Source organism: Thiocystis minor, assembly GCF_016653465.1.
Classification (GTDB): domain Bacteria; phylum Pseudomonadota; class Gammaproteobacteria; order Chromatiales; family Chromatiaceae; genus Chromatium; species Chromatium minus.
Window position 1 is genome coordinate 160,338 of record NZ_NHSQ01000070.1, and the last position, 7,957, is coordinate 168,294.

Annotated in this window: 7 protein-coding genes; 2 read left to right on the top strand and 5 right to left on the bottom strand. The window is 61.9% G+C overall.

All coding sequences use genetic code 11. The features are described from left to right. Positions 1–53 precede the first annotated feature (53 nt). The 4 genes from CCR95_RS09370 to htpG all read right to left on the bottom strand — a co-directional run bounded on the left by CCR95_RS09370 (position 54) and on the right by htpG (position 4,190). Positions 54–560 carry a DUF1249 domain-containing protein gene (locus CCR95_RS09370; RefSeq protein WP_242523147.1) on the bottom strand — a complete coding sequence of 169 codons (507 nt, stop codon included), beginning with the start codon at positions 558–560 and terminating at the stop codon, positions 54–56. Positions 561–819: 259 nt separating this feature from the next. Next, entirely contained in the window at positions 820–1,191 is a 372-nt protein-coding gene (gene trxA / locus CCR95_RS09375) for a thioredoxin (protein WP_201093770.1), read from the bottom strand. Between the two features lie 247 nt (positions 1,192–1,438). After that, on the bottom strand, positions 1,439–2,098 hold the full coding sequence (gene adk / locus CCR95_RS09380; RefSeq protein WP_201093771.1) for an adenylate kinase: 660 nt from the start codon (positions 2,096–2,098) through the stop codon (positions 1,439–1,441). Between the two features lie 172 nt (positions 2,099–2,270). Continuing rightward, complete coding sequence (htpG, locus tag CCR95_RS09385) at positions 2,271–4,190, bottom strand: molecular chaperone HtpG (RefSeq protein WP_201093772.1); 1,920 nt, start codon at positions 4,188–4,190, stop codon at positions 2,271–2,273. A gap of 211 nt (positions 4,191–4,401) precedes the next feature. On the opposite strand from htpG, the gene CCR95_RS09390 reads away from it, so the two are divergent. Next, the gene (locus CCR95_RS09390; protein WP_201093773.1) at positions 4,402–6,036 is read left to right on the top strand and encodes an alpha-D-glucose phosphate-specific phosphoglucomutase; all 1,635 of its coding nucleotides are present in this window, start codon (positions 4,402–4,404) and stop codon (positions 6,034–6,036) included. A 62-nt stretch (positions 6,037–6,098) separates the two neighbouring features. On the opposite strand, the gene CCR95_RS09395 is transcribed toward CCR95_RS09390, so the two are convergent. Then, entirely contained in the window at positions 6,099–6,512 is a 414-nt protein-coding gene (locus tag CCR95_RS09395) for a PilZ domain-containing protein (RefSeq protein ID WP_201093774.1), read from the bottom strand. 196 nt (positions 6,513–6,708) lie between these two features. On the opposite strand from CCR95_RS09395, the gene CCR95_RS09400 reads away from it, so the two are divergent. Beyond that, a partial coding sequence (locus tag CCR95_RS09400; protein WP_476718523.1) for a J domain-containing protein occupies positions 6,709–7,957 on the top strand: 1,249 nt, incomplete at its 3' end.

Consider the following 7,957-nt stretch of genomic DNA (forward strand, 5'->3'; position numbering starts at 1 on the left):
ATTTCACAGGGGAGTTCGTAGGCGCCCGCAACGCATGGCATGCCGAACGGTTATCAGGTGCAGAAAGGCGTGGACTCGACAAATCCCAGAGGTGGCACAGCAACCCCGCCATGCTGAAAGCAATGTCCCTGGCGAAGGCAAAACGTCAGCCATTTTGCGAGAAAAAGGTTTGCCTGCCACTTGTCCGCTAGCGCGGGATGCTGATAGCCGCCCCGCAGCGGCAACACCGATTGACGCAAATCAAGGATCTCGACCTGCCGTGCATCGTGGTAGACCCGCAGACGTGCGTTGGGATCGGGGCGTGGATCCGTGGAGCCGGGGAGATGAAAAACGTGGGTCAGGCGCAGTTGCGTCGTGTAAGGAGCCTGCTCCTCGACCTCAAGGAGCAGATCGACACCACCGGAACGACGCGAAGTGAGTCGCCCCGTAGCATCTCGAAGCCTCGGAGCCAGACGCAGCAACCGGCCGTGGTTCTCCTCGCACAAACTCATCAGCGCGCCCACATTCGGACGCCCCGAGAGCAGGCAAGCCGCGGGCCAGAGGTGAGAGGAATTCTGCATATCTGGATTCAAGGCACTCGCTGCGACGTCGCCGGATCCGCAGCGGATCTGACGACGTCACTCACCGCGGCATCGAGTGCTTCGCTGTTCAAGTTCCGAGACCGGGGCCTCCTCGTTGTCGTTGTCGTTGTCGTTGTCGTCATCGAATATTCGCCATGTCGAGACCGCGATCACGACAACGACAACGACAACGACCTGAGACGGTCTTGGGACTTTCGCACAGTTGCACTAGTGAACATCCGATCGCGAAACCGCGCGACTAGGCTTGATTGGCGGCTTGTTCGGCAATCTGGCGTTTCACGTCGACCATGTCGAGTTCTCCGGCCTTTGCGAGAAGATCGCGGAACGATCCCTCCGGCAAGGCGCCAGCCTGGGAGAAGATAATGACTTGCTCACGAAAGATCATCAGGGTCGGAATGGATCGGATCTGAAAGTGCGCCGCAATCTCCTGATGCTCTTCCGTATTGACCTTGGCGAAGATCACCTCGTCGAAATCTTGCGAAACCTTCTCGTAAACCGGCGCGAACGAACGACAGGGTCCGCACCAGGGCGCCCAGAAATCAACGATCACAAAGTCGTTGTCCTGGATGGTCTGTTCAAAGTTGGATGTTGCGAGTTCAACGACGGCCATGGGCGTTTCCCGTAAAAAAAGATGGCGGACATCTTAACAGAATGGGGTGCTCCCTGCGTTTTTCCATGACCGATCCGCCGTCAACCGCGCCCGGCGCGGTGCGCGCCGGGCGGACCGGCGCCAGTCTGCGGCCGCCTGCAACCGTCAATGAAACGCTGTTTCAGGTGATTCTCTGAAAACACTCCATCCACGGAGAGGCGGCGCATGGACAGGTTGCACCTACGCCGCCGATCATGCCGAACGCGGTTTAAACGGCATCGAGTTGCCCGAGGATCCCTTCGCGAATCTCCTCGACAGTGCCGATTCCATGCACCTTGATATACTTCGGAGCGCCCTCGCCGCCCCGGCTGGCCCATGAGGAATAGTAGTCGATCAGCGGTTCGGTCTGATCATGGTAGACTTTCAGGCGTGCCTTGACGGTTTCTTCCCGATCGTCCTCGCGCTGAATCAAGGGTTCGCCCGTCTCATCGTCCAGGCCCTCTTGGCGTGGCGGATTGAAGACGACATGGTAGGTCCGTCCGGAGGAAAGGTGCACCCGGCGCCCGGACATCCGGCGAATGATTTCCTCGTCCGGCACATCGATTTCGACCACCGCGTCGACGAAGACGCCCGCTTCCTTCAGCGCATCCGCCTGGGGCAAGGTTCGCGGAAAGCCGTCGAACAGATAGCCGGTCGCACAATCGTCGTCGGTGATGCGCTGCTTGACCATGCCCAGGATGATGTCGTCGGAGACCAGACCGCCCTCGTCCATGATCTTCTTGGCCGCCTTACCAAGCTCGGTGCCCTCCTTCACGTGCGCCCGGAGCATGTCGCCGGTCGAAATCTGCGGAATGTTGAAGTGTGACTTGATGAACCCGGCCTGTGTGCCTTTGCCGGCACCGGGGCCGCCGAGCAGAATGATGCGCATGCGATATGTTTCCTCATTGGTTAGAAAGGATCGGTGGTCGGAGTGTGCCACGGGTTTGCTGGCGCGACTACTCGTCACGGATCGACCTGTCTCGATCGCCGAGACGCGGAGCGGGCTGGAAACCCGCTCCAACGGGTGGACGTTCCGGACATTGCCCGAACGGCAAGGTGTCTCAGCCGCCCGCCATCATCATCTTCATCATCAAGCTGTTCAGCCGTCCGACAAACGCGGCCGGATCGTCGAGCTGGCCGCCCTCGGCCAATTGCGCCTGATCGAACAGGATCAGACCAAGGTCCGCAAACCGGGCCTCGTCGCTCTCAGACTCCAACCGCTTGACCAGCGGGTGATCAAGATTCACCTCCAGCGTCGGCTTGCTTTCGGGCGCGTTCTGACCGACCGCCTTGAGGACGCGCGCCAGGTTGGCGCTCATATCATGCTCGCCGACCACCAGACAGGCCGGCGAATCGACCAGGCGGGTGCTGGGACGGACCGCCTCGATCCGCTCGCCGAGCGCCGTCTTGAGACGCTCAAGCAAAGTGCCATGCTCGGCGGCGGCCTTTTCCTTGGCTTCCTTCTCTTCCTTGTCCGCCAGTTCGCCGAGGTCCAGGTCGCCCTTGGTCACTGACTGGAAATGCTTTTCCTTGTACTCGGTCAGATGGCTGACCAGCCATTCGTCGACCCGATCGGACAGCAGCAGCACCTCGACGCCCTTCTTGCGGAAGACTTCCAGATGCGGGCTGTGGCGGGCGGCGGGCGCGCTGTCGGCGGTGATGTAGTAAATCTTGTCCTGACCGTCCTTCATGCGCTCGATATAGGCGTCGAGCGATTCGCGCTGGGCGTCATCGTCGCGGTGGGTGCTGGCGAAGCGCATCAGTCCGGCCAGACGCTCCTTGTTGGCGAAATCCTCGGCCGGGCCTTCTTTGATGACGCGTCCGAACTCGTCCCAGAATGCGCCGTATTTTTCCGCGTCCTCGGTCGCCATGGTCTCCAGCAGACCCAGTACGCGCTTGGTATTGGCCTGACGGATGGTGTCGATCTTGCGGTTGTGCTGGAGGATCTCGCGCGAGACATTCAGCGGCAGATCATCCGAATCCACCACGCCCTTGACGAAGCGCAGATAGTGCGGCATCAGCTTGTCGGCCTCGTCCATGATGAAGACGCGCTTCACATAGAGCTTGACGCCGTGCTTCTGGTCGCGGTCCCAAAGATCCCAGGGCGCCTTTTTCGGCAGGTACAGCAGCGCCGTATACTCGTTGGTGCCCTCGACCCGATTGTGGGCATAGGCCAGCGGCGGCTCGAAGTCATGTGAAACGTGCTTGTAGAAGTCGTGATATTCCTCTTCGGTCACCTCCGACTTGTTGCGCATCCAGAGCGCCGTGCCGCGGTTGACCTGTTCGTATTCTGGCGGCTCGTCCTTTTTCTTCTCGGCCTCCTCGCCATAGAATTCCTTGCGCATCTCCACTGGCAGGGCGATGTGATCGGAGAACTTGCCGATGATCGAACGCAGACGCCAGCTATCCAGAAACTCCTTTTCCTCTTCCTTCAGATGCAGGATGACATCCGTGCCCCGCGTGGCCTTCTCCACCGTTTCGAGCGTGTAGCTGCCGCGTCCGTCTGACTCCCAACGCACGCCATGCTCGGCGGCGACGCCCGCCCGCCGCGAGATCAGCGTCACCTTGTCGGCGACGATATAGGCGGAATAGAAGCCGACACCGAACTGGCCGATCAGCTTGCTGTCCTTGGCCTGATCGCCGGACATGCTCTCGATGAAGCGACGGGTGCCGGAGCTGGCGATACTGCCGATGGTCTCCATCACCTCCACGCGGCCCAGTCCGATACCATTGTCCGAGATGGTAAGGGTACCGGCGTCCTTGTCCATTTCGACCCGGATGCGCAGTTCGGTATCGCCCTCGTAGAGCCCGTCATCGCTCAACGCCTCGAAGCGAAGCTTCTCGGCGGCGTCGGAGGCATTCGAGACCAACTCGCGCAGAAAGATTTCCTTGTTCGAATACAGGGATCGGATCACGAGATCCAGCACCTGGCTGACCTCGGCCTTGAATTCCAATGTTTCCTTATGCGCTTCGACGATCATGTTGTGTTGCTACCTTCTGTTTCGATTGCGATGGTTTGGCGGAAACCGCCCGAAGATTTGGCGCGAAGTTGTCTTCGTGGCCAATCCGCTTATTGTCGCATGGGCTCCGGGGGATACAATGTCTGACTTGTTCGTCGCGCATTGCCGCTTCACGACGCCCGCGCTGTCTCGCTCAGTGTAGGCAATCCGATCACTCATCAAGGGTTTGAAGATGGAACCACAGATCGTCGCCACCACGCCTTTCGACGGGCAACGCCCCGGAACCTCCGGCCTGCGCAAGAAGGTCAAGGTCTTCCAGCAGCCGCATTACCTGGAGAATTTCGTCCAGGCGATCTTCGACACCCAGCCCGCGCTGAACGGCGGCGTGCTGGCGGTCGGCGGCGATGGACGTTTTTATAACCGCGAGGCGATCCAGGTCATCCTGCGCATGGCGGCGGCGAATGGCGTGCGCAAGACGCTGGTCGGACGCGGCGGCATCTTTTCGACCCCCGCCGTTTCCTGCGTGATCCGCAAGTACAAGACCCAGGGCGGTATCGTGCTCTCGGCGAGCCACAATCCCGGCGGTCCGGACGAGGACTTCGGCATCAAGTTCAACGTCGCCAATGGCGGACCGGCCTCCGAAGCCGTCACCAACGCCATCTTCGAGCGCACCCAGACCATCGAGCGTTACCGGACGCTCGACTGCCCGGCGATCGATCTGGATCGGGACGGAACCTTTGCGCTGGGCGAGATGGAGGTGGTGGTCATGGACCCCGTCAGCGACTATGCCGCGCTGATGGAATCGCTGTTCGATTTCAACGCCATCCATCAGTTGTTCAACTCCGGCCTGTTTCGGATGCGCTTCGACGCCATGCACGCCGTCACTGGCCCCTATGCCGTCGCCATCCTGGAAAACCGGCTCGGCGCGGCGCCCGGCACCGTGATGAACGCCGTGGCCAGGGAAGACTTCGGCGGCGGACATCCGGATCCGAATCTGGCCCATGCCAAGGAACTGGTCGCCTTGACCGAAGGCTCCGACGGACTCGACTTCGGCGCCGCCTCCGATGGCGACGGCGACCGCAACATGATCCTCGGCAAGAATTTTTTCGTCACCCCGAGCGACAGTCTCGCGGTGCTGGCCGCCAACGCGCACCTCACGCCGGGCTATAAGACCGGCATTCGTGGCATTGCCCGCTCCATGCCGACCAGCCAGGCCGCCGACCGCGTCGCCGAGCAGATGGGCGTGGAATGCTTCGAGACCCCGACCGGCTGGAAATTCTTCGGCAATCTGCTCGACGCCGGGCGCATCACGCTCTGCGGCGAGGAAAGTTTCGGCACCGGCTCGGATCATGTCCGCGAAAAGGACGGCCTCTGGGCGGTGCTCTTCTGGCTCAATCTGCTCGCCATGCGTCAGCAGTCGGTGGCCGACATCGTCAGCGATCACTGGCGCCGTTTCGGGCGCAATTACTACACCCGTCACGACTACGAGGGCGTGGATCTCGCCGGCGCCGAGGGGCTGATGGACCATCTGCGGATTCTGTTGCCCGAGCTGCCCGGCAGACAGCTTGGCGATCAGATCGTTAGCTACGCTGACGATTTCGCCTATACCGACCCCATCGACGGCAGCGTTTCCAAAAAGCAGGGTATCCGGATCGGTTTCGAGAGCGGCGCGCGCATCGTCTTCCGGCTCTCCGGCACCGGCACCGAGGGCGCAACCCTGCGGGTCTATCTCGAATTCTACGAGCCGGACCCGACCCGTCATCACCGCGACACTCAGGAGGCGATGGCGCCGCTGATCCTGATCGCCCGCGAACTGGGGCAAATCGAGTCGCGGACGGGGCGCAGCGAGCCGGATGTGGTGACCTGATCGCGGCCGCTCGGTCGCGATGCTGAAATCAAAATCGGAGACGTCGGAGACGGCGTTGCCGATCACTGCGGAAAGCGCGCGGCATATTTCTTGATCCACTCCAGTGCAGCCTCCTCGCTGCTCAGGATACGACCCTCCGACTTGAAAATCTCATGACGGTAATGTTCGATCTGACAGACTTGCTCGACCATCCGGAGTCCGTATTCGGCATCCACTCCATCGAAACGGACACCGACCTCGAAGTTTTCCTCGGATGGTTCGCACCAGACGACGACCCCGTCGGCCTTGAAGACGGGTTCGGCAATCGGAATCTCGATATGAATATGGGCGCCTGGCGAAATGGCGATGCGCGACGAGAAGCACAGCCCGCCGGCGCCAATATTGCGAAGATAATGGCTGCGGTCGGTCACCACCTCCCCAAGATGATAGGCGAGGGGAACGTCGGAGGGATGGCGGAGATATTGACGCAAGGTCATAGACATGAGCTTCCGGCGACGCTGGCTGTACTTGATGAAGCATAGCTTAAAGCCAATCAGAACTCAGGAGACAAGCAAAGAATCGGTTGAGTGTAAGTCTCAAACCTTGATGATCGAACAACTGCCTTCACCACGCACCCTGCAAGAGGACGCGCTTGTCTTTAACGTTCGCTTCGCCCGACGCGCCGCCTAGCCATTGTCCTCGATAACCTCGCACTGGACGCACCAGCTCGCACGCGCTTTAGCGGCTGGACGGCTGACGACAACGCTTGAATCACACCTCGATGCGCTCCTGCTGTGGCTGAGCAACCCGGACAATCCCCGCGCAACCGCGGTGGGCAACGCGATCCGCCAGGCCGGTCTCAGTCGGCGGCAGGCTGCCGCACGCGCCTATGAGCTACTCGACCAGTGGCTCTTTGCCGATTCCGACCGGCCCTCGCCGCGCACGCTGGGCCTTCCCCCAGATGCCGATCCGACCCTGGCCAAGCAGCGTTATCGGCGCTTGATCCAGGTCTACCATCCCGATCGACATCCGACACGAGTCGCCTGGGCGACGCATCGCACCGAGCGCATCAATCTCGCTTTCGATGCCCATCGACAGGGCACCAATGGATGGCCGAGCCGCAGCGCCGCCGCCGCCAATCCGACCGCCGGCGCCCATGCGCAACGAGAGAGCGCTGCACCGACCTGGATCGGGCCGGCAGTCTGGTCCTGGCTCATCCAGTCATTGGAGATTGCCAAGGGTTTTCGGGGGCGCTTATTGGCTGGCGCTGCCTTCACTTGCCTGCTGGCGATCGGCGTTGTGTTCTTTTCCCATGAGCCCCGGCCCGTCCCTGCCCCAAGAGTGATCCGCCCGAGCGTGGAAACGCTGCCTCAACCCACGCCTCGGAGCAAACCGTGGGCGGACGCGGCGGAGACCCCGGAAGCGAACTCCGCGGTTGCGGTTACGAGCCAAGCCGACAAGGCACCCGACACGCCGGCTGAGTCGGTCGAATCGGACAGCGAGCCCGCGCGGACTCCGGTCGAGCCAAGGCTTGAGTCCGAGGAGTCTTCCCGAATGACGATGCGGAGCGAGTACGCGGACAGCCTTGAACCACTGCCCGAGTCACGCCCGGAGACCGCGCCGACGCTGGCCGAACCGATTGTTGCGTCAGAGATGCCCTCACCCATCGTCGCCCCGGCCGAACCGGCAGCGCCACCTCCCGCCGAACGCGCGCATCCGATCCTCCGGGAGAGCGCGGCAACCCAACCGTCGGAACCGCCGAGCGCGTCGACTCTAGCCGGTGCGGAACCCGTCAAGCGGCCGCCGGATCAAGCGCGGGAACCGCCCCGCTCTGTCCCGCCGGAAAGGTTGCCGGAGCCCGCGCCACCGCCGACCAGCCCCCGAATGACGATTCCGTCCGTCTCGCCGCCAAGCGCACCCGCGCCGCCGACGCAGCCCAACC

Bases quoted from the DNA above. Each gene is read 5' to 3' on its own strand.
- htpG (WP_201093772.1), bottom strand. From the start codon at position 4,190: ATGATCGTCGAAGCGCATAAGGAAACATTGGAATTCAAGGCCGAGGTC.
- CCR95_RS09370 (WP_242523147.1), bottom strand. From the start codon at position 560: ATGCAGAATTCCTCTCACCTCTGGCCCGCGGCTTGCCTGCTCTCGGGG.
- CCR95_RS09395 (WP_201093774.1), bottom strand. From the start codon at position 6,512: ATGACCTTGCGTCAATATCTCCGCCATCCCTCCGACGTTCCCCTCGCC.
- adk (WP_201093771.1), bottom strand. From the start codon at position 2,098: ATGCGCATCATTCTGCTCGGCGGCCCCGGTGCCGGCAAAGGCACACAG.
- CCR95_RS09390 (WP_201093773.1), top strand. From the start codon at position 4,402: ATGGAACCACAGATCGTCGCCACCACGCCTTTCGACGGGCAACGCCCC.
- trxA (WP_201093770.1), bottom strand. From the start codon at position 1,191: ATGGCCGTCGTTGAACTCGCAACATCCAACTTTGAACAGACCATCCAG.